General features: G+C 66.7%; 1 protein-coding gene. It reads left to right on the forward strand.

What is annotated here, in order from left to right; translation table 11 throughout:
* Positions 1-40: 40 nt before the first annotated feature.
* Positions 41-417 (forward strand): hypothetical protein (locus ACLFKU_RS44270; protein ID WP_410853461.1); only part of this gene is annotated, 377 nt, incomplete at its 3' end.

Consider the following 417-nt stretch of genomic DNA (forward strand, 5'->3'; position numbering starts at 1 on the left):
GTTGCGGCCCTTGGTGACCGTCCTCACCCTGTGGAGCCGGATGGACGCCGAGATAGCGCCGCTGGTCAACGGGGTAGTCGCTGACCTCGACGCCATGGCCACTAGCGCGGATCTCACGAGTTTCCGGCTGGCGGTGGCCCACGTCCAGGTCGAGTCGACCCGCAGCTTTGTTTCCGAGCTGTGGGCCGAGGTGGACGGTTGGCAACGTGCCCTCCCCGCTATCGATGACCTTTCTCGGGCTGTGGAGGAAGCCATGTCGGAGGCGAACCGTCGCCTCGACGAGGTGCGCGGCTTGGCCGATCGCGCCGCGTCCCGCACCCAGGAGCTAGCTGATCTGATGGCGATGCCGACCGCTCTGCTCACCAGTTGGCAGCAGATGGCCAGCCAACGGGAGCTATCGGCCGGGGTGGCTGATCT

This window comes from Paraburkholderia sp. EG304, from assembly GCF_046543485.1.
In the GTDB taxonomy this organism is placed as follows: Bacteria; Pseudomonadota; Gammaproteobacteria; order Burkholderiales; family Burkholderiaceae; genus Paraburkholderia; species Paraburkholderia youngii.